The organism is Cupriavidus basilensis (genome assembly GCF_000832305.1).
Taxonomy (GTDB): Bacteria; Pseudomonadota; Gammaproteobacteria; order Burkholderiales; family Burkholderiaceae; genus Cupriavidus; species Cupriavidus basilensis_F.
In genome coordinates this window covers 1,287,661-1,312,157 of sequence record NZ_CP010537.1, presented here as the reverse complement: position 1 = coordinate 1,312,157, position 24,497 = coordinate 1,287,661, and the positions used below count along the sequence as shown (strand labels likewise).

The 24,497-nt window shown below is 65.7% G+C and carries 24 protein-coding genes; 11 read left to right on the top strand and 13 right to left on the bottom strand.

Features of this window, described 5'->3' with window-relative positions:
- Positions 1-2: 2 nt before the first annotated feature.
- The 4 genes from RR42_RS26545 to RR42_RS26530 all read right to left on the bottom strand — a co-directional run bounded on the left by RR42_RS26545 (position 3) and on the right by RR42_RS26530 (position 3,776).
- Positions 3-986: a Bug family tripartite tricarboxylate transporter substrate binding protein gene (locus RR42_RS26545; RefSeq protein ID WP_043354384.1), complete on the bottom strand. Its 984-nt coding sequence runs from the start codon at positions 984-986 to the stop codon at positions 3-5.
- Positions 987-1,075: 89 nt separating this feature from the next.
- The gene (locus RR42_RS26540) at positions 1,076-2,011 is read right to left on the bottom strand and encodes an NAD(P)-dependent oxidoreductase (RefSeq protein WP_043354382.1); all 936 of its coding nucleotides are present in this window, start codon (positions 2,009-2,011) and stop codon (positions 1,076-1,078) included.
- A complete protein-coding gene (locus RR42_RS26535) occupies positions 2,008-2,691 on the bottom strand; it encodes an RraA family protein (protein ID WP_043354380.1) in 684 nt (227 codons plus the stop codon). The genes RR42_RS26540 and RR42_RS26535 overlap by 4 nt, the downstream gene beginning before the upstream one ends.
- A 110-nt stretch (positions 2,692-2,801) precedes the next feature.
- On the bottom strand, positions 2,802-3,776 hold the full coding sequence (locus RR42_RS26530; protein ID WP_043354379.1) for a Bug family tripartite tricarboxylate transporter substrate binding protein: 975 nt from the start codon (positions 3,774-3,776) through the stop codon (positions 2,802-2,804).
- Positions 3,777-3,882: 106 nt separating this feature from the next.
- On the opposite strand from RR42_RS26530, the gene RR42_RS26525 reads away from it, so the two are divergent.
- Both RR42_RS26525 and RR42_RS26520 read left to right on the top strand, forming a co-directional pair.
- Complete coding sequence (locus RR42_RS26525; RefSeq protein WP_043354378.1) at positions 3,883-4,659, top strand: IclR family transcriptional regulator; 777 nt, start codon at positions 3,883-3,885, stop codon at positions 4,657-4,659.
- A 201-nt stretch (positions 4,660-4,860) separates the two neighbouring features.
- The gene (locus RR42_RS26520) at positions 4,861-5,487 is read left to right on the top strand and encodes a LysE family translocator (RefSeq protein WP_043354377.1); all 627 of its coding nucleotides are present in this window, start codon (positions 4,861-4,863) and stop codon (positions 5,485-5,487) included.
- 650 nt (positions 5,488-6,137) lie between these two features.
- On the opposite strand, the gene RR42_RS39940 is transcribed toward RR42_RS26520, so the two are convergent.
- A complete protein-coding gene (locus RR42_RS39940) occupies positions 6,138-6,461 on the bottom strand; it encodes a hypothetical protein (RefSeq protein ID WP_144409960.1) in 324 nt (107 codons plus the stop codon).
- 555 nt (positions 6,462-7,016) lie between these two features.
- On the opposite strand from RR42_RS39940, the gene RR42_RS26515 reads away from it, so the two are divergent.
- Positions 7,017-7,817 carry an OmpA family protein gene (locus RR42_RS26515; protein ID WP_236702200.1) on the top strand — a complete coding sequence of 267 codons (801 nt, stop codon included), beginning with the start codon at positions 7,017-7,019 and terminating at the stop codon, positions 7,815-7,817.
- A gap of 33 nt (positions 7,818-7,850) precedes the next feature.
- A complete protein-coding gene (locus tag RR42_RS26510; RefSeq protein ID WP_043354375.1) occupies positions 7,851-8,210 on the top strand; it encodes a hypothetical protein in 360 nt (119 codons plus the stop codon).
- A 112-nt stretch (positions 8,211-8,322) separates the two neighbouring features.
- On the opposite strand, the gene RR42_RS26505 is transcribed toward RR42_RS26510, so the two are convergent.
- From RR42_RS26505 to RR42_RS26470, 8 genes are all read right to left on the bottom strand, one after another.
- A complete protein-coding gene (locus tag RR42_RS26505; RefSeq protein WP_043354373.1) occupies positions 8,323-9,492 on the bottom strand; it encodes a xanthine dehydrogenase family Fe-S subunit in 1,170 nt (389 codons plus the stop codon).
- 8 nt (positions 9,493-9,500) lie between these two features.
- Positions 9,501-10,328 (bottom strand): FAD binding domain-containing protein, encoded by an 828-nt coding sequence (locus RR42_RS26500; protein WP_043354371.1) that lies wholly within the window; start codon positions 10,326-10,328, stop codon positions 9,501-9,503.
- A 6-nt stretch (positions 10,329-10,334) separates the two neighbouring features.
- Positions 10,335-12,743 carry a xanthine dehydrogenase family protein molybdopterin-binding subunit gene (locus RR42_RS26495; RefSeq protein ID WP_043354369.1) on the bottom strand — a complete coding sequence of 803 codons (2,409 nt, stop codon included), beginning with the start codon at positions 12,741-12,743 and terminating at the stop codon, positions 10,335-10,337.
- Positions 12,744-12,994: 251 nt separating this feature from the next.
- Complete coding sequence (locus RR42_RS26490) at positions 12,995-13,624, bottom strand: isochorismatase family protein (protein ID WP_052494985.1); 630 nt, start codon at positions 13,622-13,624, stop codon at positions 12,995-12,997.
- Positions 13,621-14,667, bottom strand: a complete 1,047-nt coding sequence (locus RR42_RS26485; protein WP_043354365.1) for a 2,5-dihydroxypyridine 5,6-dioxygenase — start codon at positions 14,665-14,667, stop codon at positions 13,621-13,623. Before RR42_RS26485 ends, RR42_RS26490 begins: the two co-directional genes overlap by 4 nt.
- A gap of 39 nt (positions 14,668-14,706) precedes the next feature.
- On the bottom strand, positions 14,707-15,552 hold the full coding sequence (locus RR42_RS26480) for an alpha/beta fold hydrolase (RefSeq protein ID WP_043354362.1): 846 nt from the start codon (positions 15,550-15,552) through the stop codon (positions 14,707-14,709).
- Position 15,553: 1 nt separating this feature from the next.
- The gene (locus tag RR42_RS26475) at positions 15,554-16,255 is read right to left on the bottom strand and encodes an Asp/Glu racemase (protein ID WP_173430758.1); all 702 of its coding nucleotides are present in this window, start codon (positions 16,253-16,255) and stop codon (positions 15,554-15,556) included.
- 74 nt (positions 16,256-16,329) lie between these two features.
- Positions 16,330-17,292 carry an amidohydrolase family protein gene (locus tag RR42_RS26470; protein ID WP_043354360.1) on the bottom strand — a complete coding sequence of 321 codons (963 nt, stop codon included), beginning with the start codon at positions 17,290-17,292 and terminating at the stop codon, positions 16,330-16,332.
- Between the two features lie 255 nt (positions 17,293-17,547).
- Here RR42_RS26470 and RR42_RS26465 point away from each other — a divergent pair, with 255 nt between their 5' ends.
- The 7 genes from RR42_RS26465 to RR42_RS26435 all read left to right on the top strand — a co-directional run bounded on the left by RR42_RS26465 (position 17,548) and on the right by RR42_RS26435 (position 24,492).
- Positions 17,548-19,152, top strand: coding sequence for an MFS transporter (locus RR42_RS26465; protein ID WP_043354358.1), 1,605 nt, complete (start codon positions 17,548-17,550; stop codon positions 19,150-19,152).
- Positions 19,153-19,394: 242 nt separating this feature from the next.
- Positions 19,395-20,567 (top strand): ABC transporter substrate-binding protein, encoded by a 1,173-nt coding sequence (locus tag RR42_RS26460; protein WP_052495254.1) that lies wholly within the window; start codon positions 19,395-19,397, stop codon positions 20,565-20,567.
- A gap of 46 nt (positions 20,568-20,613) precedes the next feature.
- Positions 20,614-21,390: an ABC transporter ATP-binding protein gene (locus RR42_RS26455; protein ID WP_043354356.1), complete on the top strand. Its 777-nt coding sequence runs from the start codon at positions 20,614-20,616 to the stop codon at positions 21,388-21,390.
- Entirely contained in the window at positions 21,390-22,145 is a 756-nt protein-coding gene (locus tag RR42_RS26450; RefSeq protein ID WP_052495253.1) for an ABC transporter ATP-binding protein, read from the top strand. Before RR42_RS26455 ends, RR42_RS26450 begins: the two co-directional genes overlap by 1 nt.
- A 12-nt stretch (positions 22,146-22,157) precedes the next feature.
- Complete coding sequence (locus tag RR42_RS26445) at positions 22,158-23,042, top strand: branched-chain amino acid ABC transporter permease (RefSeq protein ID WP_043354354.1); 885 nt, start codon at positions 22,158-22,160, stop codon at positions 23,040-23,042.
- The gene (locus RR42_RS26440; RefSeq protein ID WP_043354353.1) at positions 23,042-24,100 is read left to right on the top strand and encodes a branched-chain amino acid ABC transporter permease; all 1,059 of its coding nucleotides are present in this window, start codon (positions 23,042-23,044) and stop codon (positions 24,098-24,100) included. Before RR42_RS26445 ends, RR42_RS26440 begins: the two co-directional genes overlap by 1 nt.
- A 74-nt stretch (positions 24,101-24,174) precedes the next feature.
- On the top strand, positions 24,175-24,492 hold the full coding sequence (locus tag RR42_RS26435; RefSeq protein WP_043354352.1) for a non-heme iron oxygenase ferredoxin subunit: 318 nt from the start codon (positions 24,175-24,177) through the stop codon (positions 24,490-24,492).
- Positions 24,493-24,497: the final 5 nt, after the last annotated feature.

Genomic DNA, 24,497 nt, shown 5'->3' with positions numbered 1-24,497 from the left:
GCTTATTGCCTCTCAAACGCGGTATTGGCCGCCACCTTGCCCCAGAACGCCGTGCGCTCGGCAAGCTGCCTGGAGAATGCGGAGGCATCCCAATAGCCTGGCTCCGCGCCAATGCCTTCGGCAAAGGTCTTCATGTCCTGGGAGGCCATGGCCGCGGCCACTTCCTTTTGAAGCCGTTCCAGTACCTTCGGCGGCGTGCCCTTGGGCGCCCACAGGCCGGTGAAGTTGACCACGCCATAGCCCTTGACCCCTGCCTCGGCAAAGGTCGGCACATTGGGCAGCGCGGCAAGGCGCTTGTCACCGCTGACCGCCAGCAGGCGCAGGCTGCCGCCTTTGACTTGCCCGATCAGGCCGGGCGTGGAGGCGATCTGGTAGTCGACGGTGCCGCCGAGCAAGGCCAGCGTGGCCTCGCCCGCGCCCTTGAACGGCACATGCATGAAGTGCACGCCCGTCGCCACGCCCAGGGCCTCGCTGGCGAAATGCGGCGTGGTGCCGGCGCCGCCGGAGCCATAGCTCACCTTGCCGTCGCCCGCGCGCGCGGCGGCGATCAGGTCGCTCATGGTCTTGTATCTGGCGTCGGCCTTGACCGCCACGGCCATCGGCGCGAACACGAAGGCGGCCACGGGCTGCAGGTCGTTGGCGTAGTTGAACGGCAGCTTCTTGAAGATGTGCGGCAGCAGCGAGTACGTGGTGTCGTTGGCGAGCAGCGTGTAGCCGTCGGCCGGGGCGCGGGCGACTTGCGTGGTACCGATGGTGCCGGTGGCGCCGGCCTTGTTCTCAACGACGAAGCTCTGGCCGGTTTGCTCGCTGAGGCGCTGGGCCATCTTGCGGGTGACTGCATCGACGGCGCCGCCCGGGGGGTAAGGGACGACGATTCTGACGGGCTTTTCAGGCCATGTCTGTGCGTGCACCGACATGGCGATGAAGGCGATCGCTGCCAGCGCGCAGCGGCGCGGAACCGATGCGCGGGTTGATCTGGTGTTCATGGTTGTCTCCTGCTGTTTGTTTCCTGGGGCCAAACGCGCTTTCGTGCGTCTTGCCCGGCTGTCGTCGCCGTGCGCGACGTTGGCCCTGCTCAGCCGGCTACGCTCAACGCGGCCAGCACGCCTAGCGTATTCTGCGCCGCCGCCACGCCCATATTCACGTAAGCAGCGCTGGTCACGCCACCAATATGCGGGCTGAGCAGAAAGCCAGGCTGGCCGTGGAAGATGTGCGGCACCGTCATCGGCTCGACTGCGAAGCTGTCCAGCCCCGCCACGGCCACTTGCCCTGACTGCACCGCGGCCAGCAACGCAGGTTCGTCGATCAGCCCGCCACGCGCGGTGTTGACCAGGATCACGCCCTGCTTGCACTGGGCCAGCGTTTGCGCGTTGATCATCGCCCTGTTCCCGGGGGTCAGCGGGCAGTGCAGCGAGATCGCATCGGCTTCGCGCCAGATCGCGTCCAGGTCCACCGGCTCGATGTAGCCGGGCAGATCGGCGGCGAACGGATCGAAGCCGATCACGCGCATGCCCATCGCATCGCACATCCTGGCAAAGCGCCGTCCAATGGCGCCGAGGCCGATCAGGCCAATGGTGCGGCCCGCCAGCTCGACGCTTTTGTGCGTGGCCTTGTCCCAATGGCCGGCATGCATGCGTTCGTTGAGCTGCACCAAGGATTTGGCGCAGCCCAGCAACAGGGCCATGGCCTGTTCCGCCACCGCGGCCGCGTTGGCGCCAACCGCAGCCGTGACCGCGATGCCGCGCGCGGCGGCGGCGGGCTTGTCGATGGTGTCGGTGCCGCTGCCGTGCTTGGAGATGACCTTCAGGGCCGGCGCGGCGTCCATGATCTCCGGCGTCACGGCGCCGTAGCGCACGATGATGCCGACCGGGTTGTGGCGCTGCGCCAGCGCCACCAGATCGGCGGCCTGGGGCGTCTTGCCGGCGTAGACGATCTCAAAATCGCCGAGCAGTGCCTCGGCTTGCGGCGCGAGGTCGGCCGCGGTGACCAGGATGGCTGGCTTGGTGCTCACAGCGTCTCTCCCTCTTTCAGCACGCCGGCGGTGACGAGCGAAGAGAGCAGCCACGGGGCGCTGGTCTTGCCTTCCTTGATCTGCGCGATGCGGCGGGCCTCGGCGGCTTCCTTGTGCTCGGCGAGCGGCAGCAGCGATGCGATCTTTTCACGCTCGACCACCACCAGGCCATCGGCGTCGCCGCAGATGAAGTCGCCAGGGTGCACGGTGACGCCACCGACCGAGACCGGGTGGCCGATGCGCCCGCCCACTTCCTTGGTCGGGCCGTTGGGATTGGTGCCCACCGAGAACACCGGGTAGTCCATTTCGTCGATTTCCAGGCTGTCGCGCACCGCGCCGTCGATCACCACGCCGGCGATGCCGCGCTGGCGGCATGCATTCATCATGATGGTGCCCATCAGCGCGCTGCTCTGGTCACCCTTGCCGTCGATCACCAGCACGTCGCCGGGCTGCGCCAGCGCCATCGCGGCATGGATCATCAGGTTGTCGCCGGGGCGCACTTCCACGGTGAAGGCGGTGCCGGCTAGCTTCATATGCGGGCGCAGCGCCCTGATGCGGCCGTGCAGCGCGCCGCGGCGGCCAGCCACGTCGGCCAGGATCGCGGGCTGGAATTTCGCGGCCTTGGCGACGATGTCGGCGGGTACGCGGTCGAAGGATTTGACGATGTTGGGCAGGCTCATGGCATGACTCCTTGGATTCGGGAATGGCAACGGGTAGGTGCGTAAGCGGGTAAGCGCGTAAGCACGTAAGCACGTAAGCGGGTAGAGAGGGATGGCGACGGATGCGGGAATCAGTCGACCTGTGCGCCGGATGCCTTGACGGCGGCCGACCAGCGCACGGTGTCCTTCTTCATCAGGGCGCCGAACTGCTCGGGGGTGCCGCCCAATACGTCGGCGCCCTGGTCGCTCAGCTTCTTCCTCAGTTCAGGCACCTGCAGCGCCTTGTTGAACTCGGCATTCAGGCTCGCCACAATGTCCTTGGGCGTGGCGGCGGGCGCCACGAAGCCGAACCACGTCACGGCCTCAAACCCGCCGTAGCCGGACTCGGCGATGGTGGGCACGTTGGGCAGGTCGCCCATGCGCGTGGCCGAGGTGACAGCCAGCGCGCGCATCTTGCCGTTGCGGATATGGCCGATCAGCGTCGGCACCGACGACAGGTACAACTGCACCTGCCCGCCGATCAGGTCGTTGACGGCCTGGGCCGCGCCCTTGTATGGCACGTGAGTGAGCTTGATGCCGGCCGCCTTCTGGAACAGCTCGCTGGTCAGGTGCGCCACCGTGCCGTTGCCCGGCGAGGCCATGTTGATGGTGCCCGGATGCGCCTTGCTGGCAGCCACCACATCGGCCAGCGTCTTGTAGGGCGAATCCACGTTGGTCACCAGCACCAGGGGCGCGCTGGCGACCAGGCCCACCGGCGTAAGGTCCTTCGCCACGTTGTAGGGCAGCTTGCGGTAGAGCGTGGGGTTGATGGCCAGGTTGCTGGTCTGGCCCAGCACGATGGTGTAACCATCGCCGCTGGCCTTGGCCGCGGCATCCACGCCGAGGTTGCCGCCGGAGCCCGGCTTGTTGTCCACCACGAAGCGCCAGCCGCGCGCCATCGCCACCTTGTTGGTGACCTCGCGGGCAATGATGTCCGTGCCGCCGCCGGCCGGGAACGGCACGATCACGCGGATGGGCTTGGCGGGATAGGTTTGAGCCTGCGCCAGGGCCGAAATGGCCAGGGCGCAAAGGATGGCGGTGGTCAGGCCGCGGCGCAGCAGCGTCATTGCTTGTCTCCAGATCTCGTTGATTGTTGGATTTGTTGGAACGGATTCTGGATGGTCGTTGCACGTAGTACAATACAGTTTCACTGTACGCAACCCATTCCACACCATGGACTCCTCCAATCCCCCCGTCGCCGGCGAGGCGGCTGACGACGCCGGCGGTGGCGTCATCGCGGTACGGCGGGCGCTGCGCGTCCTGGAAGCCTTCGGTGTGAGCGACGCACAACTCACATTGGCCGAGCTCAGCCGCCGCACCGGCTTTCATAAGACCACCGTGCTGCGCCTCGCGCGCACGCTGGCAACCGACGACTACCTGGTCCAGAAGGAGGACGGCAGCTGGCGGCTCGGACGCGCCGCCGGCTGGCTGGGCGCGTGTTACCAGGCCACCTTCAACGTGTACGAAGTGGTGGAGCCGGTGCTGCGGGAGCTGACGATCAAGACCGGGGAAAGCGCCTCGTTCTACGTGCGCGAGGGCCAGCAGCGCATGTGCCTGGTGCGCGTGGAAGGGCCGCAAGCCATCCGGCACCACGTGCGCATCGGCTCCGCGCTGCCGCTGGACAGCGGCGCGCCGGGGCGCGTCATCCTGGCGTTCTCAGGGGAGCCGGGCGAGCCTTATGAATCGATCCGGCGGCGGGGCTATCACCTGTCGATGGGCGAGCGCGAACCGGAAGTCTCCAGCGTATCGGCGCCGGTGTTCGGGCTGCACTGGAAGCTGCTCGGGTCGGCCTGCATCTCCGGCCCGTCCTCGCGCCTGAGCGAGCAAAGGCTGCTCGCGCTGGCACAGACCGTCATGGATGCGGCCAACCAGCTCTCGTATGCGATGGCGGGAAGCCATCGGCCGGCGCCGCAGGCAGCCTCGGGCAGTCCGGCGACCTGGCACCCTTGACTGGCCTGCCGGCGCCCGCCAGACCCAGCCAGAGCCCGCCAAAGCGCCTGGCTGACACAAAACGCTGTCTGGCTGGCAATATTCGGTGGGCGCGCCGGATGCTCCGGCCATGCCTTTTGCCCGATCGTGCCCGGTACCGGGTACCAGGTATCGGGCCTGACCCGACAACGCGATATCCGCGACAGCAAAGGAGTAAAGCGCATGCCCCCGTTCGAGACACTATTGCCATTTTTCGGCATCGCCGTGGTGCTTGGACTGACCCCGGGCCCGGACAATGTCTTTGTCCTGCTGCAATCCGCCATGCGGGGGCCCCGCGCGGGCATGGTCGTGGTGCTCGGCCTGTGCACCGGGCTGCTGGTGCATACGGCCGCGGTCGCGCTTGGCCTGGCCGCGCTGTTCGCCGCGTCCAGGCTCGCATTCATGGTGCTCAAGATCGCCGGCGCGCTATACCTGGCCTATCTTGCCTGGCAGGCGTTGCGCGCCCCGGTGGGCGCGATGGGCCAGGGCAACGGCGACAAGGCTGGCGTGGGGCATATGTACCGGCGTGGCGTGGTAATGAACCTGACCAACCCCAAGGTGGTGATCTTTTTCCTCGCGTTCCTGCCGCAGTTCGTCGCGCCGGACCGTGGCCATGTCGCGCTGCAGATCATGGTGCTCGGCGTGGTCTTCATCATCGCCACCCTGCTGGTCTTTTCCGTCATCGCCTGCTGCTCGGCCATGTTCGGCGCCCTGCTGCTGCGCTCGGCACGCGCGCAGCGCGCGCTGAACTGGTTTGCGGGGGTGGTCTTCCTGGGGCTGGCCGCGCGGCTGGCGTCGTCGAGGATGTAGGGCAGAGCTGGGGGGGCAGCGTTTCAGTGTCCCGTTCCGCTGATTCGTACGCAAGGTCTGTTGGGCTTGGGGCAGGCACCGTAGGCCGGGGGCAGTGTGCGATGTGTATTGCATGCAAATTGTCTACAAGCGAGCAATATCCACCATCCAGGTGCCGAGCGGCGTCCGTCAGTCAGGTTCAGGCGCTCGCCCCGCAAGGGCGAACGAACTTCGGCGGTGAGTCGAAAGAAGGTGTTGCTGTCACGCGAAAGCGCCGAGTCACCGGGGCCGATGGCGGAAGCGCGTAGCGCCTGACTCAGCCGGAATCCCCGCTGCGAGTGGGCAGACTACCGAGGATCGCTGAGAGAAATATGGGCGAACCAGCGTGGCGCCTAGCACCTCGCGGCCGCTGCCGCCCCAGGAACCACGGCCACACGATGGCTCCCGGACGTTAGCTAGTCGTACCGATGCCGCATTCTCGGCCCAATTGCCCATTTTGATTGGCCGCTAACGTAGTAGTTAGGAACGAATTGCGTCATAGCCAGTTTGTGGATATATGAGCGCAAGCTGTTGGCGATGCACGTTTAGGCTTTGCCCGGTAACTCCCAACCATTTCCTCACCCTCGGACGGTTCCGCAAGTTAAGGAGCTTCCTCGGTGAGGTTTCCTTTGTCACTTCTGCTTTGTCTTGCCTCGGGAAGAAGGTGGAGCCTCTGGCGCCACCAGGAAGGATGCATTTTTCAGTAGGCCAGGTTCCGTTTTACGCGACTCTTCTGGCTTGAGGGCAGGGAGTTCTCGTGTTTCGTCAGTTGGCAGTGTTTGTGCACCTTGTGTGTTTTCATAGCCATGGGCGACAGATTCCAGGTAGCCAGGAGGAAAGTGTTGCTCAGGTGTAACCGCAGACTCGGCAAGCGTAACGCCGGTGATACACATCGTCGTGATGCCAAAGGCAAATCGCCACGTCGACTGTGCGGGAAAATGGCGTTTAAGATTCATGAGTGGCTCCTTTTCAAACATGGAAACTGGGTCACTGAGGAAACATGGAGCAGAACTCCGTAGCACAGGATGTGCGAGTTACCTAACTTGCGGCGCTCAATGATTGGCGCTGCGCTCGGCCGAACTGCGTCAACGATCCTTGGATGGGTTCCGTGATGAAGGAAGCAAAATACGGGCCATGAAAAGCAACTCATTGATTATTAAATGAATTTGCAAAATCAATAAATGGCATGTACGTTCGCTTAATAAAAAAGTTTCATTTTTGAAACAACCCGCGGCGCTGTTTTTATAAATAATGCCTCGCCTAAAATAATTATCTTTGCCTGGCACTTACAGTGCGGATTGGCTTGGCCACTGCCAAGGAAGCGCTGACGGCGCGTCACCCCCCTTTTTTGCCGTGGCCTTCTGCTTGCGCCAAGCTGATCTGCCGCTTCATCACCGGACCTGAATCATAGATACACCTATGACAACGCACTCAATACCGCGATGACTCGCGCACCGATTTAATCAGCATTTCCCCAGTGTCCTGAGTCTGAAATTCGTTGAAGAAATAAGTTGTCCGAGAAGGCGTGCGAGACTGGGAGCGAGGCGCAGCAAGGCTGGTGCCTTGCGAGCATTCGTGACGACGGATCGTGCGTCTTATCGGGCGACTTACTCAACGAATTTGTGATTCAGAGCACTAGCCCCGCGCCGCAGCAAGGGCGGCCGGCGCCCGGCTCCTCCGCGAAGCTGGCCGTGACGGGCCAGGAGAAGCGGGAGCCCAACCCGGCGTCCCTGCCCGCGGGCGAGACCATCGAGGCCCGCGTCGCCGCGATTAACGGCGCGATCGGCAACATGAAGCCACCGCCGCCACCGACGGCGCTGCGCCTGGCCGAGTTGCCGAAGGATGAGATTGCGCGCAGCGTGGCAGCCGTCAAGGACGACGACCGCCGCAGCACCGTGATATTCCGGGGCGACGCCATGTTCGGCGCCGGCAAGGCCGAGGTCAGCGCAACGCTGCTGCCAACGCTGGACAAGGTGGCGCCCGAGATCAACAGGGTGCAGGGAAAGGTGCAGGTGACCGGCCACAGCGGCAACCAGCCGATCAAGAGTGCCCGCCATGCTTCGAACCAGGCCCTGTCCAAGGAGCGCGCCGCAGTGGTCAGTGAGTACCTGGCCCGCAAGGGCGTCGACAAAGGGCGCCTCGAAGCTATCGGCAAGGGCGACACCGAACCGCTGACGGACAACAAGACCCCTGGGGCCCGCGTGGCAAACCGGCGCGCGCGTCGAACTGAACCTGGAAACCTTTGCCGGGATCGAGATAGCCGAACCGTGGGAATTCCTCGGGCGAGAGCAAATCAGCATCGCGGGCATTGACTCGCGCGACCTGCGGTTCCTGGACGGGGGCGTGTGCAATACGCCATCAATTCACGGGGCCAGCTGGTCGATTTCCGCGCCGAGGGCGTGACGGTTCGGGTGTCGCCCGACAATCGCGTGATCCTGCTGACGACACGCCCCGACAGACAGACCGGTATTGCGGCCTGGTGCGCGGCTCACCGGCAATCGCAGGTGGTCGGCGGTGGCCCGGTCCTCGCATTCGCACTCGGACGGCTGACGGCGTCGCTGCGGGCAATCTCCGGACCGTTCGCTGCCGGCTCGCTGCTGAAACCCGGCTTGGTGGCGTCCGCTGCCGACCAGAATTCACACCTTGTGATCTTCGGGAACAAGTCACTGCTGACACACACCGCAGACACCGCACACGCCGTTTGAAAATAGGGCCATCCGATGCCTGCATCATCAAATCGCTGCCGCATGCCGCATCTCTCTGGCTATCACCGCTGCATAGGCAAGCGCTGCCACCCTCCATCCCTGCCCCGGGGCCTTAATCCCGCCCGCCGCCAAACAGCCGCTTCACCCTCTCCCACATCACCCCCAGCATCATCGATACCGGGTTCATCTGCGTGGCCTGGCTGCGCTCGCTCTGCGACAACGACGGGTCCATCTTGCGGGCGACGTTCTTGCCGAAGTCCGCCATCATGCGCCGCACGAAATCGCGCACCAGCCCCGAGCGTGAGAACTGCGCCAGCGGGCCTTGCAGGGCGTACTGCAGGTCGATCAGCACTTCGGTCTCGCCCGCCGATATCGCCTGCAGCACATAGGTGATATCGCCGGCGGCCTTGGAGTTGCTCAGCGAATCCTGCCCCGCGCCCTTGAGCACGCCGCGCCGGTTCGCGTCGTCGCGCTCCAGCCGCGCCGCGCCGTTGAAGCGCGCCGCCATCGGCCCGAACTTGATCGCCACGTGCCCCTTGACGCGATCGCCGTCCTGCTCGGTGAGCGCCGCGCCCGGCAGGCAGCTTGCCACCGCCGGCAGGTCCGCCATGAAGCGCCACACGTCATCGGCCGGGAACGGCACCTTGAAGCTGCCGTCGATGCGCGACCAGCCCTTTTTGTCGGCGCTGCGCTCGGCTTCTTCCCTGGCGGCAGGCTCGGCGTGGGCCTGGACGGCGCTGTCGGCCGCAGGCGTGAAGCAAGCGAATTCGCGTTTTACGGTCGCAGCTACGGCTTGCGCCGCCTTGCCCGCTGCAGGCGGCTTGCGCAGTGCCAGCACCGAGCTGATCGCGGCCACGATCCCCATATAGCCCGTGCAGCGGCAGAGGTTGCCCGATAGCTCATGGCGGATGGTGGCCTCGTCGGCATCCGGCAGCCGCAGCACGATGTCGCGCGCGGTGGCCAGCATGCCGGGCGTGCAGTAGCCGCATTGCAGCGCGTGGTGCTGGTTGAACGCGGTGCGCAGGTCGCGCATCACGGGGTCGTCGTCATAGCCTTCGATGGTCACCACGTTGCTGCCGGCGCAGGCGCTGGCAAAGGTGATGCACGAGCGCACGGGCTTGTCGTCGACCAGCACGGTGCAGGCGCCGCAAACCCCGTGCTCGCAGCCCAGGTGGGTGCCGGTCAGGCCCTGTGCGTCGCGCAGGAAGTCGCCCAGGTGGGTGCGGTGCGCGCAGGCGCCGGCAGCGGCGCGGCCATTGATTGTCAGTGTGATGGTTTCCACCGCGGCCCTCAGTTGAATAGTTGTTCGATGCAGCGAGTAACCGCTGCGCAGCACAGCTTGCGGTCGATCGCATCCTTGGCCGGCGTGGCTTGCGTCACGGCGGCCAGCACGGCCTGCGGCGTGAGCGCGGCGGGGCCTTGGGCGGCAATGTCGTTGGCGAGGCCGCGCAGCAGCGCCGGCGCGCCGTCGAGCGCGCCCAGCGCGATGCGGGCGAAGCGCGTGGACGGATCGAAGTACGCGGCGCAGCTGGCCTCGGCGAACTCGCCGGTCTTGCGGCACAGCTTGTGGTAGCCCCAGCGTGCCGTATCGGGCTGGCTCGGCACGTGAACAGCGCAGATCAGCTCGCCTTCGGTGAGCGCGGTGGTGTACGCACCCAGCATGAACGCCGTCATGGGGACGATGCGCGTGCCGGCCTTCGATGCCAGCTCGATCTGCGCGCCGACGGCGGTCAGCACCACCACCCAGTCCGCCGCGGGATCGGCGTGCGCCAGGCTGCCGCCGATGGTGCCGCGATTGCGGATGGCGCGGTAGGCAATGCCGCTCGCCACCGATTGCAGCATGCCGCCGCGCAGTGCCGGGAATTCGCCATCCTCGATCTGTGCATGGGTGACCGCCGCGCCGATGCGCACGCGATCCTGCAGCAGGGTGACCGTGCGTAACTCGGCTAGCTTCGACAGATCGTAGATGGCATCGGGGCGCGTCAGGCGCAGGTTAAGCATCGGGCCCATGGACTGCCCGCCGCCCATGACCTTGGCGTTGTCGGTGCGGTCCGCCAGCTCGGCGCAGGTGGCGGCCAGCGTGGGGGCCGCGTGATAGGTGAATGCAGCTGCTTTCATGATGGTTCAGGCCGCCTCTCTGGTTGGCGTGGCTTGCGGCTCGCGGGCTTGCTCGGCGCGGGCCAGCGCTTCGAGCACCTTGCGCGGCGTGAGCGGGGTCTCCAGCAACTCCACGCCGAAACTGCCCAGCGCGTCGTTGACCGCGTTGAAGATGGCCGCGGGGGGCGCGATGGCGCCGCCCTCGCCCATGCCCTTGGCGCCGAATTCCGTATGCGGCGACGGCGTCTCGAAATGGTGGATGCGGATCGAGGGGATTTCGGTCGGGCCGGGCAGCATGTAGTCGGCCAGCGTGGAGGCCAGCGGCTGGCCGTTGCCGTCGTAGCGCATCTCCTCGAACATGGCCGTGCCGATGCCCTGCGCCACGCCGCCATAAGTCTGCCCTTCCACCACCATGGGGTTGACCATGGTCCCGCAGTCTTCCACGACCACGTAGTCGAGGATCTCGACGTGGCCGGAATCGGTGTCCACCTCCACCAGCGCGGCGTGGGTGGAGTACGTGAAGCTGCCGGTATCCACGCTGGGCTTGTAGCCCATGGTGGTTTCCAGCCCGGTGGGATCCACATTGGCGGGCAGCCGCTGCGGGTTGATATACCAGGCGTTGGCGATTTCGCTGATCGGCACGGCGGCGTCGCCCGCCTTGACCGATCCACCAGCCAGCGTCGCCTCGCCCTCGGGACGCTGCAGCATATGCGCGCCGATCTTCAGCAGGCGCGGCACCAGCGCCTTGCAAGCGCGCGATACCGCGCCGCCCGACATCACCAGCGAGCGCGAGGCATAGGTGCCGGTGGAGAACGGCGTCACGCCGGTGTCCCCGTGCACGACCTTCACGCGCGACACATCGATGCCGAGGATCTCGTTGGCGATCTGGGCAAAGGTGGTTTCCATGCCCTGGCCATGCGAGTGCACGCCTACGCGCACTTCCAGCCCGCCATCCGGCGTGATGCGCACGGTGGCGGAATCGAAGCCGGGAATCACCGGCGTGCCCCAGGCGGCGAACACCGAGGTGCCGTGCGCCGATTGCTCGGTGTAGGTGCCAAAGCCCACGCCGAGATAGCGCGAGCCCGCCGAAGGATCGTTCAGCCTTTGACGCTGGCGCTCACGGATGCCCGCCAGCCCGATCATCTGCGCGGCCTTGCGCACGCTGGCCGGGTAGTCGCCGCCATCGAAGTGCTTGTTGGTGACGTTGACATAGGGCATGGATTCCGGCTGGACCAGGTTCTCGCAGCGGATCTCCCACGGCTCGCGCTTGACCTCGCGCGCCAGCGCATCCATCAGCAGTTCCATGGCAAAGCACACGCCCGTGCGCGCCACGCCCCGGTACGGGACAAAGCCGGGCTTGTTGGTGGCCACGCATTCCGTGATGCAGCGGTAGCCGTCGAAGGCGTACGGCCCCGGCAGGTTGCCGATGGCCTGGCCGGGTTCAAGGCCGATGGTGAAGGGCCACACCGAATAGGCGCCGCCATCGATGGCGATCCTGGCGTCCAGCGCCAGCAAGCGCCCGCGCGCATCGGCGTAGGCCGTGACCTCGTAGTGGTGCTCGCGCGAGTTGGCGCCCGCGGTCAGGTGCTCGCGCCGGTCTTCGATAAAGCGGAACGGCTTGCGGTACGTCATGGCCAGCCAGGCGATGCACAGCTCCTCTTGCTGCAGCACGCATTTGTAGCCAAAGGCGCCGCCCACGTCGGGCGAGATCACGCGGACTTTTTCCTGCTCCAGGCCCAGGCAATGGCTCAGCACCGTGCGGATCATGTGCGGCACCTGGGTGGCGCTGTAGACGATCAGCTGGTCGAACTGGTGGTCCCAGTAGGCCAGCACAGCCTTGCCTTCCATCGGCACCATGCACTGGCGCGCCAGGTCGATCTTGCGGCTGACTACCACGGAGGCCGTCTTGCTGAGCGTGTCGAAATTCTTGTCGGCGGTGAGTGTGAGGAAGTGGTTGTTCTTCCAGTGCTCGTGCACGCGCGTGGTGCCGCTGGCCTGCCGTGCGCCATCCACATCGGTAAGCGCCGGCAACTCATCCAGCTCCGCGACGATGCGCTCGGCGATGTCCTCGGCCTGCGCGCGGGTCGGCGCGAAGGCCATGGCGATGGGCTCGCCGACAAAGCGGACCTTGCCGGCGGCCAGGGGCGGCTGCGCCGACGGCTGGTATGACGGGAAAGCCGAGTCGGCCACGATATCGAGCGCGCCATGCATATCGTCCCGCCCGATCACCGCATGCTCCAGCCCTTGCGGCTTGTGCAGCGCCAGCAGCCGCGCATGCGCCATTGGGCTGCGCAGGAACGCGACTTCCTGCAGGCCGGGCATGGCGATGTCGGCGACGAAGCGGCCCTTGCCATGCAGGTGGCGCGCGTCCTCCTTGCGCGCCACGCGCGCGCCTACGCCCTGCCCGCCTTGATTCTCGATGTGGTCTTTGTCCATACATTGCTCCAGCCCGGGCTTGCCGCCGTCCGTGACTGCTTCGTGGGGTTCGTGGGTTCGTGGGTAGCCGATAGCCGGGCAACCAGCAGGCCGGCAAGCAATTTCCGCGCACCTGCCTGATTGCACATCCAGCGGGACATATTCAGTGCACTGAGCTTATCGACACATTGACGAAACAGGCCGCGTCCGTCAATTGGGGCTTCAGCCGATGCACGCGCATGGTGCGCATCAGCGTGCGCACCGGGCGCCGCTCAGAGCCGGGCCAGCGCCGCCAGCGCCTGCTCGCGCGGCATCACCGCGGCGTACTTCTGCTCCATGTCGAACAAACTGGCCGCGTGCGGCTGGAGCGCGCGGTCGCCCACGCAGTCCGACACCACCAGCGGGCGGAATCCGTGCGACATGGCATCGACCACGCTGGCGCGCACGCAGCCGCTGGTGACCGCGCCGGCCACCACCAGCGTGCGCACGCCGCGCTGCGTCAGCCACGCCGCCAGCGACGTGCCGAAAAATGCGGACGGCACGGTCTTGCGCACCACCAGCTCGCCATCGCGCGCGGCCAGCTGCGCAACGATCGCGCTGGCCGGCCCTTGCTCCTTCAGCGTCAGCAGGCCGGGCACCTTCAGCGTGAAGATGTTCTGATCGCCGTCGTCGTCGGCAAACACGATGCGGCTGTGCGCCACCGCCCAGCCCTGTGCCCGCGCGTGGTCCAGCAGCGGCACCGTGTTGGCGATGGCCTCGCCGATATTGCCGCCTCCGAACATCGCCGGATCGGCGAAGCCGTTGACGAAGTCGACGATCAGCAGGCCTGCGGGGCCCTGCAGCGGCAGTTGCGTGCCGAAGCCCTGGCGCTCGTAGGTGGGGAGTTCGCCATGTCTCGTCATTTGCTGCTCCATCCGTCCAGTACCTTGCCTTGCCGGACCACTTCCTCGCCGTCCAGGCTCACGGTGCAGTTGCGCAACGGGATATCGATATGGCAGGCGGTGGTGCGGCGGCCGCCTGCCTCGTTGTTGGGGCCGAGCGAGAACAGGAAATTGCCCTCGTAGGCGCGCGCGTCCATGCCGATCGAGGCTTCCCTGTCATACAGGCCCAGCGTGGACCACCGCGCGCGCGGTTGCAGGCCCCAGCCGATGTGCGAGATGGCATAGGCTTGCGGATCGTTGAACGACGCCATGTAGTCGTTCAGCAACTCGGCGTCCAGGCCACCTTCGATGCGTGTGGCAAAGCCGCGTTCCACCGTCAGCGCCACCCGGTCCGCCACGTAGCCCTTCTGCGGCAGCAGGATGTCGCCACGGTCCAGCACGATGCGCCCGCTCGCGCCGCCCTCGTTCGGCCAGGTCAGCACGAAGCCGCTGGGCCAGTGATCCCAGCGCCCCGGCTCGTCGACGAAACCGTACTCGCTGATGGCGGGAAACTCGCCGAGCGGGCAGCGCAGGTCGGTGCCCGCGTCAGATGTCACCGTCATCTCCTTCGCGCGTGACAACCGCGCGTTGGCGGCGCTCACGCGCTCGCGGTCGGCTTCGCTGGGCACCATGCGCACCAGCACTTCGGGCGGCTCCACCGCCAGCAGGATCTTGGTGCCGGTCTTGAGGATATCGTGCTGCTCGGGCGAGAACAGCAACGTCATCAGGTCCAGCACCAGGTCGCTCTCTTTGAGCGCGGCAATGGCCGCGCGGTTGCCGGTGAGCGCCGTCGTGCCCAGGTAAGCCAGCGGATCGCGGCTCAAGGCCTTGTCCGCGTTGACGGGCGGCAGGTCCAGGCGATTGACGATGGCGCCCATCGCCTGAGTGGCAACCAGCGCGCAAGACAGCGTCTGCGGATGCGTGGCGGCACTGGTAAGAATGGTGACGGTCTGCCCGGGCGCGAGCCGGGACAGCGTGAGGACCTGTTTCCAGGCCTGGATCAGGGCGTGGTCACTGACTGGCATGTTCTCTCCTCATGATCGGTCGATCGGCAGATCGGCAGTTCAGGCCGCGGCCTGTTGCCGGGGGACGATTTCGGCGCCGAGGAAGGCGCCCAGCGCGTTGTAGAAGCCGTCCTCGTCGTCCCAGGGAATCATGTGGCCGGCGCCCGGCACATGGCTGACTTCAAGCTGCGGCAGCAGCCCGCGAATCTCTTCGATATCCTCCGTGCGCACCACATCGCCACGGCCGGCCACCATCAACAAGGCGGGAATGCCAATGCCCGGCAAGTCGGCGTGCACATCGTCGGTGTGAAAGCCCTGGAAGCTGGCCAGCACGGCGCGCTCGTCGCAGGTGTGCAGCCATTCGGCGCGCAACGCCAGTTGCTCGTCGGTCCAGGTGGGACAGAAGCGCCGCATGGTCTCGATGTCCACGCCGTGGCGCGCCACCGCCATGGAGTCCACATACCAGGCGAGCTGCGCGGGATAGCCGCGCCGGCCCGGACCGGACACCGGCGGATCCACCATCACCAGCCGCGCCAGCCCGGCAGGCTGGCCGCGTGCGGCACGGATGCCGATGCGCGCACCCATCGAATGGCCCACCACGCTGTAGCTGGGCAGGTTCATCGCCTGCGCGAATGCCAACACGTCGGCCGCCTGGGCGTCCAGGCTGTAGTCCAGCGTGTCAGACGCAGACGACAGGCCGCGTCCGCGCACATCCAGCACATAGGTATCGAACTGCTCGCCCAGGCGAGCACCAACGAAGCCCCAGGTGATGGCCGGGCTGGTGATGCCCGGCACCACGATCACCGGATCGCGCGTCACGCGCTCGCCGCAGCGGCCGCCATAGCGGAGATAGTGCTGGCGGATGCCGTTGGCGTGTACGTTGCCGCCGCAAACAAAGGTACTCATCTCAGTAAGCGCCCGAGAGCAAGGCGCCAGCGCCCGGCACCACGGGCTCCAGGTCGAGCTGCTTGAGGATGGCGTAGGTGGTGGCGATGGCGGCGGTGATGACCGGCTTGCCAGTCATCGCTTCGACCTTGGCTACCGCCGGCAGGGATGGCATCTGCACGCAGGCGGACAGCACGATGGCGTCCACATCCCTGGTGTTCATCTGCGCGACGATGCCGGGCAGCCTGGCGGGGTCGTGGCGGCCGACCTCAAGGTTGTCGGGGATTTCCAGCGCGCGCCAGTCCACCACTTCGTAGCCTTCGTTGCGGATGTAGTCCACCACCAGTTCGGTCAGCGGCTTCATGTAGGGCGCGACCACGGCGATACGCTTGGCGCCGATCACCTTGAGCGCGTCGATCAGCGCACCGGCGCTGGTGACCACCGGCGCGTCGGCGCCGTTGGCCGCCGTATGGGCCTGCAGGCGCTTCTCCGAGACGCGGTGATAGCCGTGGCCCATCGCCATGATGGCCACCAGGCAGGCATAGCCCAGCACATCGACGCGGGCGTCGCTCAGCTCCAGCGCGCAGCGGTCGGACTCGCCGTCCATCGCGGCAAGCTCTTCCTTGACCACCTTCTTCATGCGCATGCGGCTGGAGTGGAAGGTGAACCGCTCGGGCCGCACCTGCTGGCGCGCGAGCAGCATCGCGGGGATTTCGGTTTCCATCGTGGTGTTGGAACTCGGCACGATCTGGCCGATCCGGAAAGTCTTTTGCACGGGGCGCTCCGTTGTTTCGGGGTTCAAAGCTTGAGAATGCGTTCGGCATTGCCATGGCAGACAAGGCGGCGGGTGGCCTCGTCCATCGGCGCCTGCTCGATAAAATCCGCCGCGATCGCCGTGGATTCGTAGGGATAGTCGACCGAGAACAGCACGGCCTCCGCGCCCATCTCGGCAATGGCGCCATTCAGCGCAGCCGGCGAGCACACGCCCGACGTGGTGATCACGATATTGCTGCCGATGTATTCCGACGGTTTCTTCGCCAGCTTGATGCCATGCGAGTACACCGCAAAGCGGCTGTCGAAGCGCCAGCGCTGGAACGCCAGCCCTTCGCCCATATGGCCAAGGATGAGCTTGAGCCGGGGGAAGCGGTCGAACACGCCGCTGAACACCAGGCGCAGCGCGTGGCTGGCCGTCTCCACGCCCCAGCCCCAGGCCGCGCCGCTGATTTCCGGATGGCCCGAATACACATGCGGCGCGACAAACGCATCGGCCGGATGCAGGTACATGGGCACGTCCAGCGCTTGCATGCGCTCCCAGAACACGTCATAGGAAGGATCGTCGTAGTACACGCCCTGCGTATGGCCGTTGACCAGCGAGCCCTTGAAGCCAAGCTGCGTCACGGCGCGCTCCAACTCCTGCGCGGCGGTCGCGGGGTCATGCATCGGCAGCGCGGCAAAGCCGGCGAAGCGCGTGGGGTGGCGCGCCACCTGCGCCGCCAGGAAGTCGTTGTTCTCACGGGCGCGGCCAATGGCGGCGACGCGATCCGTCTCGCCCTGCACGCCCGGGCCGGTCTGCGACAGGATGGTGATATCGATGCCGGCGCGGTCCATCTCGCCAATGCGGATGTCGTCGAAATCCGCCAGGCGCCTGGCGAGATCGGCCATGACCGCTGCGTCGATGTGCTGGAGGTATCCCTTCGAATAGGCCTGGAAGCCGGGGGCCATGAAGTGCTCTTCCAGGGCAATCTTCCGAATTCTCGTCATGCTGTGGCGACTCCTGTCTGGGTGGGGGCTTGCTGGGGGGCTAGCACGGGTCTAGCTCGGGTCTAGCTAATTGATCAGTATGCTGAGCATTTTTAATATAGCAACGAGGTTGAGGAATGTCTAGCCGGAGCCAAAAGGGTTAACCCCCATAACACTGACAAATTCTGCTCAGTACACTGATTGAAATTATTCAGCATGCTGACAGTGTGGAGCACACACACGGGCAGGCTGACCTGCCCCCGGAGAGAAACGACCATGACGATCAGCCTGGCCAATGACGGTGCCGCCGTGCGCAAGCAGGGCATGACAAGGGAAGAACGCAAGGTGATCCTCGCGTCGTCCTTCGGGGCGCTGATGGAGTGGTACGACTTTTACATCTACGCGGCGCTGGCGGTCTACTTTGGTGCATTGTTCTTCCCGCCCGGCAACGAGACCACGGCCTTCCTCGCCAGCCTTGCCACCTTCGGCGCGGGCTTCCTGGTGCGCCCGGTCGGGGCGTTGCTGTTCGGCCGGCTGGGCGACAAGATCGGCCGCAAGCACACCTTCCTGGTGACGATCCTGCTCATGGGGATCGCCACGGTGGGCGTCGGATTGTTACCCACCTATGGCCAGATCGGCATCACCGCCACCATCCTGCTGGTGGTGCTGCGCCTGCTGCAGGGGCTGGCGCTGGGCGGCGAAGTGGGTGGCGCGGTGACCTACGTCGCCGAGCATTCTCCGGTGGAAAAACGCGGCCTCTACACCAGTTCCCTGCAGACCACGGCCACACTCGGCCTGCTCTCGTCGCTGCTGGTCGTGTACCTGCTCAAGACATTGCTCACCGAGGCGCAGTTCCGCGAATGGGGCTGGCGCTTGCCGTTCCTGGTCTCGTTCCTGATGCTGGTGGTGTCGGTCTATATCCGCGGCAAGCTGCATGAGTCGCCGATCTTCGCGCGCATGAAGGCCGGCAATGCCACGTCGAAATCCCCCATCCTGGACAGCTTCACGAACTGGGCCAACCTGAAGTACGTGCTGCTGCTGTTCGTGGTGGCATCCGGGCTCGGCGCCATCTTCGGCACTGGTCATTTCTACACGATGTTCTTCGTCAACAAGACGCTGCACGTGCCGCTGGAGCTGGTGCACCTGCTGATCGGCATCGCACTGGTGATCGCCACGCCCTGCTACCTGTTCTTCGGCTGGCTGTCGGACCGGATCGGCCGCAAGCACATCATGATGGCCGCCTGCCTGCTGGCGGCGCTGACCACCCAGCCCATCTTCAGGGCGCTGACGCACTACGCCAACCCGGCGCTGGAGCAGTTCCAGCAGCGCAACACGGTGCAGCTGCGCGCCGGCGATTGCCACTTCCGCCTGTTTGCCGAGCCGGTGTCGGCGTGCGACAAGGTCAAGGGCTACCTGACGGATCTTGGCGTCGGCTACGAATTCACGCAGATCGATGCCGGCGCGCAGCCTGCTTTGCGCATCGGCGGCACCACGCTGCAGGGCTTTGACAAAGCGGCGATCAAGCAGGCGCTGGTGGCCGCCGGCTGGACAGAGCATGCAGACCCGGCCGCCATCAACCGCCCGATGCTGTTCCTGATGTTGCTGATCCCCATTCTCTTGCTCGCCATGGTGTACGGCCCGCTGGCGGCGTTCATGGTCGAGCTGTTCCCGGCGCGCATCCGCTACACGTCGCTGTCCCTGCCCTTCCACCTCGGTGCGGGCTGGGTGGGCGGCATGCTGTCGTTCGTCGTGACGGCGATGAACGTGTCCAGCGGCAATGTGTACTTCGGCCTCTGGTATCCGGTCTCGATCGCCGCCATCGCCTTTGTCGTCGGCATGGTGTTCGTGCCCGAGACCCGTGGCCGCAACCTGGATACCTGAGCCCGCCGTGCCCCCTGTAGCCCTGTAGCCCTGTAGCCCGGCTTCGTCCTCTGGCGCGAAATTTGCTCAGTACACTGTATTTAATAGTCAGCATACTGAACGCTGCACCAAGACGAAGCCATCTGGTTTTCCACCCCGGTTCCCGAACCCCAATTCACCCTGTCTGGAGCGCCCCCATGAAGTCTCTGCACAACGCACGCCATACCCCGGTTTCTGCCCCGGTTTCTGCGCTGATCCCCGCCCTGATCGCCCTGCTATGCAGCACCTCCGCGCTGGCGGATGCCAACGGCGTCAAGGTTGGCGTGATCACCGATATGTCCGGCTCCTACGCCGATCTCTCGGGCCGCGGCTCGGTGCTCGCGGCGCAGATGGCCGTGGACGAGTTCGGCGGCAAGGCACTCGGCAAGCCGGTCACGGTGCTCTCCGGCGACCACCAGAACAAGGCGGACATCGCCTCGTCGCTGGCGCGCCGCTGGTTCGACACCGATGGCGTGGACATGGTGATCGATTTCCCCAACTCCTCCACCGCGCTGGCGGTGCAGGAAATCGCCAGGCAAAAGCAGAAGATCAATATCGTCTCCACCGGCGGCGCCATGGCGCTGACCAACCAGAACTGCTCGCCCACCGGCTTTCACTGGGGCTGGGATACGTATTCAGTGTCGGCGCCGCTGGTCAAGCGGCTGATCGCCGACGGCAAGAACAGCTGGTACTACATCACCGTGGACTACGCACTGGGCCAGTCGCTGGAAGCGGATTTCCGCAAGGAGGTGGAGGCCAGCGGCGGCAAGAACGTGGGCAGCACCAAGCATCCGCTTAACGCCAGCGATTTCAGCAGCCCCATCGTGGCCGCCTCTGCGTCCAAGGCCAAGGTGGTGGTGCTGGCCAACGCCGGCAACGACATGATCAACGGCGTCAAGGCCGCGGGCGAGTTCGGCCTGATCAAGGGCGGACAGACCGTGATCACGCCGTCGACCTTCATCACCGACCTGAAGAGCCTGGGCCCCGGCGTGGCGCAGGGCCTGACCTATGTGGACCCGTTCAAGCTCGACCTCGACGCCAGGTCGAAGGCCTTCGTGGAGCGCTTCTACGCCAAGCACAAGGCTTACCCGACGCACGGGCAGATCGGCGTGTATTCCGGTGTGCTGCACTACCTGAAGGCGGTTGAGGCGGCCAGGACGGTGGATGGCCCGGCGGTGGCGGAAAAGATGCGTGCCCTCGCGGTCAACGACGACTTCGTGCATGCCGGCAAGGTGCGCGTGGATGGCCGCATGGTGCATGACATGTACCTGGCGCAGGCCAAGACGCCGGCGGAGTCGAAAGGCCCGTGGGACCTGGTCAAGTACCTCGGCACCATCCCCGGCGACTCGGCATTCCGCCCGCTGTCCGCCAGCGAATGCGCACTGGTGAAGAAGTGAGCCGCGATGCAGAACCAACCTGCCAAGACCCAAAAGCGGAGCACGCATGAGCCAGGCTGACGTCATCCTTGAAACCCGAGGCCTCACCAAGGCGTTCAAGGGCTTCACCGCCGTCAGCAAGGTCGACCTGCGCGTTCGGCGCGGCGCCATCCACGCCCTGATCGGGCCCAATGGCGCCGGCAAGACCACGTGCTTCAACCTGCTGACGAAGTTCCACGCGCCCTCCGCCGGGACCATCCTGTTCAACGGCGAGGACATCACGCGGGAGCGCCCCGCCCAGATCGCCCGCAAGGGCGTGATCCGGTCCTTCCAGATCTCGGCGGTGTTCCCGCAGCTCACCGTGATGGAGAACGTGCGGGTGGCGCTGCAGCGCAAGCTCGGCACCGCCTATCACTTCTGGAAGAGCAAGCGCTCGCTGGACGAGCTCAACGACCGCGCGGTCGCGCTGCTCAAGGCCGTCGGCCTGGAAGGCTTTGCCGACCTGCCGGCCGCCGAGCTGGCCTATGGCCGCAAGCGCGCGCTGGAGATCGCCACCACGCTGGCCATGGACCCCGAGCTGATGCTGCTCGACGAGCCCACGCAAGGCATGGGGCACGAGGATGTGGAGGTGGTGACCGCCTTGATCAAGCAGGTTAGCGCGGGACGCACCGTGCTGATGGTGGAACACAACATGAGCGTGGTGTCGTCCATCGCCGAGCGCATCACCGTGCTCCAGCGCGGCGCCATCCTGGCGGAGGGGCCGTACGAGGAAATGACGCGCAACCCGCAAGTGATGGAAGCGTACATGGGCACGGCCGACGGCGAACCGGTGCAGGCCGCATGATGCGCCAACTCACGAACCAACCCACGAGCCAGCCCACCCCGGCCCTGCAGATCCAGGACCTGCACGCCTGGTATGGCGAATCCCACATCCTTCACGGCGTGGACCTGCGCGTCAACCCGGGCGAGGTCGTCACCGTGCTGGGCCGCAACGGCGCGGGCCGCACCACCACCATGCGCGCCATCATGGGGCTGGCCGGCGCCCGCAAGGGCTCGATCCGCGTCAACGGCACCGAGACCATCGGCATGAAGACACACCGCATCGCGCCGCTGGGCCTGGGCTATTGCCCCGAGGAACGCGCGATCTTTTCCAGCCTGTCGTGCGAGGAAAACCTGATGCTGCCGCCGGTGTTCAAGCCTGACGTTGCAACGTCGGGCCGCGAGCCGATGCCGCTGGACGAGATCTACGCGATGTTCCCCAACCTGTGGGAACGCCGCAAGAGCCAGGGCACGCGCATGTCGGGCGGCGAGCAGCAGATGCTGGCCGTCGCCCGCATCCTGCGCACCCGCGCGAGCGTGCTGCTGCTCGATGAAATCTCCGAAGGCCTGGCCCCCGTCATCGTCCAGACCCTCGCCAGCATGATCACCACGCTCAAGAAACGCGGCTACACCATCGTCATGGTGGAGCAGAACTTCCGCTTCGCCGCGCCACTCGCTGATCGCTTCTACGTGATGGAGCACGGGCGCATGGTGGAGTGCTTCGACGCCAGCGCGCTCGCGCGCAAGATGCCCACGCTGAACGCCCTGCTTGGCGTGTAAGGAACCATCGTCATGGAATTTTTTGGCATACCCATGCCCGCCCTGCTGAGCCAGTTGCTGCTCGGACTCGTCAACGGCTCGTTCTACGCCATCCTGAGCCTTGGGCTGGCAGTCATCTTTGGCCTGCTCAATATCATCAACTTTGCCCATGGCGCCCTGTTCATGCTGGGCGCCGTGCTGGCCTGGATGGGCCTGGCCTACCTGGGGCTGAGCTATTGGCTGATGCTGATCCTCGCCCCGCTCGTCACCGGCGTGCTGGGCGTGGTGCTGGAGCGCACCATGCTGCGCCGGCTCTATCGCTTCGATCACCTCTATGGCCTGCTGCTGACGCTAGGCATCTGCCTGCTGATCGAAGGGCTGCTGCGCTCGGCGTATGGCGTCTCCGGCCTGTCCTACGCCACGCCCGAAGCGCTGACGGGCGCCACCAGCGTGGGCTTCATGGTGCTGCCCAACTACCGAGCCTGGGTGGTGGCGGCCTCCCTGGTGGTGTGCTTCGCCACCTGGTATGTGATCGAGAAGACGCGGCTTGGCGCCTACCTGCGCGCCGGCACGGAGAACCCGCGCATGGTGGAAGCATTCGGCATCAACGTGCCGTTGCTGGTGACGCTGACCTACGCCTTCGGCGTGGGGCTGGCCGCCTTTGCCGGCGTGCTGGCCGCGCCCGTGATGCAGATCTCGCCGCTGATGGGCCAGAACCTGATCATCACCGTGTTCGCCGTGGTGGTGATCGGCGGCATGGGCTCGATCCTTGGTTCCATCTTCACCGGGCTGGGCCTGGGCGTGTTCGAAGGCATGACCAAGGTGTTCTACCCGGAAGCCTCGGCAACCGTCGTCTTCGTGGCCATGGTGTGCGTGCTGATGGTGCGCCCCGCCGGCCTGTTCGGAAAGGAAAAATAATGACCTCTGACTCTCGCGCAAGACTGACCGGCGCCCTGCTGATGGCGGCCGTCGCGCTTGCACCCTTGCTCGGCGCCTACCCGGTGCTGGCGATGAAACTGATGTGCTTCGCCTTGTTTGCCTGCGCCTTCAACCTGCTGCTGGGCTTTACCGGGCTGCTGTCATTCGGCCATGCCGCGTTCTTTGGCGGCGCGGCCTACGCCTGCGGCTACGTGATGAAATCCCTGCACGCCACGCCGGAGCTCGGGCTGCTGGCCGGCACGGCGTTCGGCGCGCTGCTCGGCCTGGCCTTCGGCGCGCTGGCGATCCGGCGCCAGGGCATCTACTTTGCGATGGTGACGCTGGCGCTGGCGCAGATGTTCTACTTCTTCTGCCTGCAGGCTCCGGTGACGGGCGGCGAGGACGGCTTGCAGGCGGTGCCGCGCGGCAGCCTGTTCGGGCTGATCTCGCTGGAAGGCGACCTGACGATGTACTACGTGGTGTCCATCGTGGCCGGCGCCGCACTGCTGCTGATCGCGCGGGTGGTGAACTCGCCCTTCGGCCAGGTGCTGCGGGCCATCAAGGAAAACGAGCCGCGCGCCATCTCGCTGGGCTATGACACGGACAGGTTCAAGCTGCTGGCCTTTGTGCTGTCGTCCGCGCTGGCGGGCCTGGCAGGCGCATTGAAGACGCTGGTGCTCGGCTTTGCCACGCTGACCGACGTGCACTGGGCCATGTCCGGATCCGTCATCCTGATGACGCTGGTGGGCGGCATGGGCACCTTGTCCGGGCCGATCCTGGGCGCGCTGGTGATCGTCGCGGTCGAGAACAAGCTCGGCGATGCCGGCAGCAGCCTGGCCGCGATGACGGGCGTGGACTGGTTCAATACGCTGGGCGAGTCGGTCAGCATGGTCACAGGCCTGATCTTCGTGGTCTGCGTGCTCACCTTTCGCCGCGGCATCATGGGCGAGGTGCAAGCCCTGCTGGAGCGCCGGGCCGCACTGGCGCGCCCTGCCCCGGACAGCGCCGCCACGCCCCTGCACGGCCATTCCGCCACCTCGGCGACACTCGAGGGTTAACGCTGATTCAGTCGGCAATTTAAATCAGTACACTGATCATTAATACTCAGCATACTGATTAAAGGAGATGCATCATGGCTTGGACCAAGATCGCCACCACCGGCCAGCTTCAGGACGATGAAGTGATGCCGCTCACGCTTGGCGAAGCGCAGCTGGCCCTGTACCGCAGCGAAGGGGAGTACTTCGTCACCGACAACGTCTGCACGCACCAGTACGCGCTGCTGTCCGACGGCTACCTGGAAGATGGCTGCATCGAATGCCCGCTGCACCAGGCGCGCTTCGATATCCGCACCGGCCAGGCCATGTGCGCGCCCGCCACCCAGGGCATCAAGGTCTACCCGGTCAAGATCGTGGACAGCGATGTCCTGGTCGATGTCATGGTCACCGCCTGAGCGCC

Coding starts and splice junctions, on each gene's coding strand:
- RR42_RS26485 (WP_043354365.1), bottom strand. CDS start 14,667: ATGCCAGTCAGTGACCACGCCCTGATCCAGGCCTGGAAACAGGTCCTC.
- RR42_RS26435 (WP_043354352.1), top strand. CDS start 24,175: ATGGCTTGGACCAAGATCGCCACCACCGGCCAGCTTCAGGACGATGAA.
- RR42_RS26450 (WP_052495253.1), top strand. CDS start 21,390: ATGCGCCAACTCACGAACCAACCCACGAGCCAGCCCACCCCGGCCCTG.
- RR42_RS26535 (WP_043354380.1), bottom strand. CDS start 2,691: ATGAGCCTGCCCAACATCGTCAAATCCTTCGACCGCGTACCCGCCGAC.
- RR42_RS26530 (WP_043354379.1), bottom strand. CDS start 3,776: ATGACGCTGCTGCGCCGCGGCCTGACCACCGCCATCCTTTGCGCCCTG.
- RR42_RS26470 (WP_043354360.1), bottom strand. CDS start 17,292: ATGACGAGAATTCGGAAGATTGCCCTGGAAGAGCACTTCATGGCCCCC.
- RR42_RS26500 (WP_043354371.1), bottom strand. CDS start 10,328: ATGAAAGCAGCTGCATTCACCTATCACGCGGCCCCCACGCTGGCCGCC.
- RR42_RS26475 (WP_173430758.1), bottom strand. CDS start 16,255: ATGGAAACCGAAATCCCCGCGATGCTGCTCGCGCGCCAGCAGGTGCGG.
- RR42_RS26495 (WP_043354369.1), bottom strand. CDS start 12,743: ATGGACAAAGACCACATCGAGAATCAAGGCGGGCAGGGCGTAGGCGCG.
- RR42_RS26455 (WP_043354356.1), top strand. CDS start 20,614: ATGAGCCAGGCTGACGTCATCCTTGAAACCCGAGGCCTCACCAAGGCG.
- RR42_RS26490 (WP_052494985.1), bottom strand. CDS start 13,624: ATGACGAGACATGGCGAACTCCCCACCTACGAGCGCCAGGGCTTCGGC.
- RR42_RS26445 (WP_043354354.1), top strand. CDS start 22,158: ATGGAATTTTTTGGCATACCCATGCCCGCCCTGCTGAGCCAGTTGCTG.
- RR42_RS26465 (WP_043354358.1), top strand. CDS start 17,548: ATGACGATCAGCCTGGCCAATGACGGTGCCGCCGTGCGCAAGCAGGGC.
- RR42_RS26525 (WP_043354378.1), top strand. CDS start 3,883: ATGGACTCCTCCAATCCCCCCGTCGCCGGCGAGGCGGCTGACGACGCC.
- RR42_RS26520 (WP_043354377.1), top strand. CDS start 4,861: ATGCCCCCGTTCGAGACACTATTGCCATTTTTCGGCATCGCCGTGGTG.
- RR42_RS26480 (WP_043354362.1), bottom strand. CDS start 15,552: ATGAGTACCTTTGTTTGCGGCGGCAACGTACACGCCAACGGCATCCGC.
- RR42_RS26440 (WP_043354353.1), top strand. CDS start 23,042: ATGACCTCTGACTCTCGCGCAAGACTGACCGGCGCCCTGCTGATGGCG.
- RR42_RS39940 (WP_144409960.1), bottom strand. CDS start 6,461: ATGAATCTTAAACGCCATTTTCCCGCACAGTCGACGTGGCGATTTGCC.
- RR42_RS26545 (WP_043354384.1), bottom strand. CDS start 986: ATGAACACCAGATCAACCCGCGCATCGGTTCCGCGCCGCTGCGCGCTG.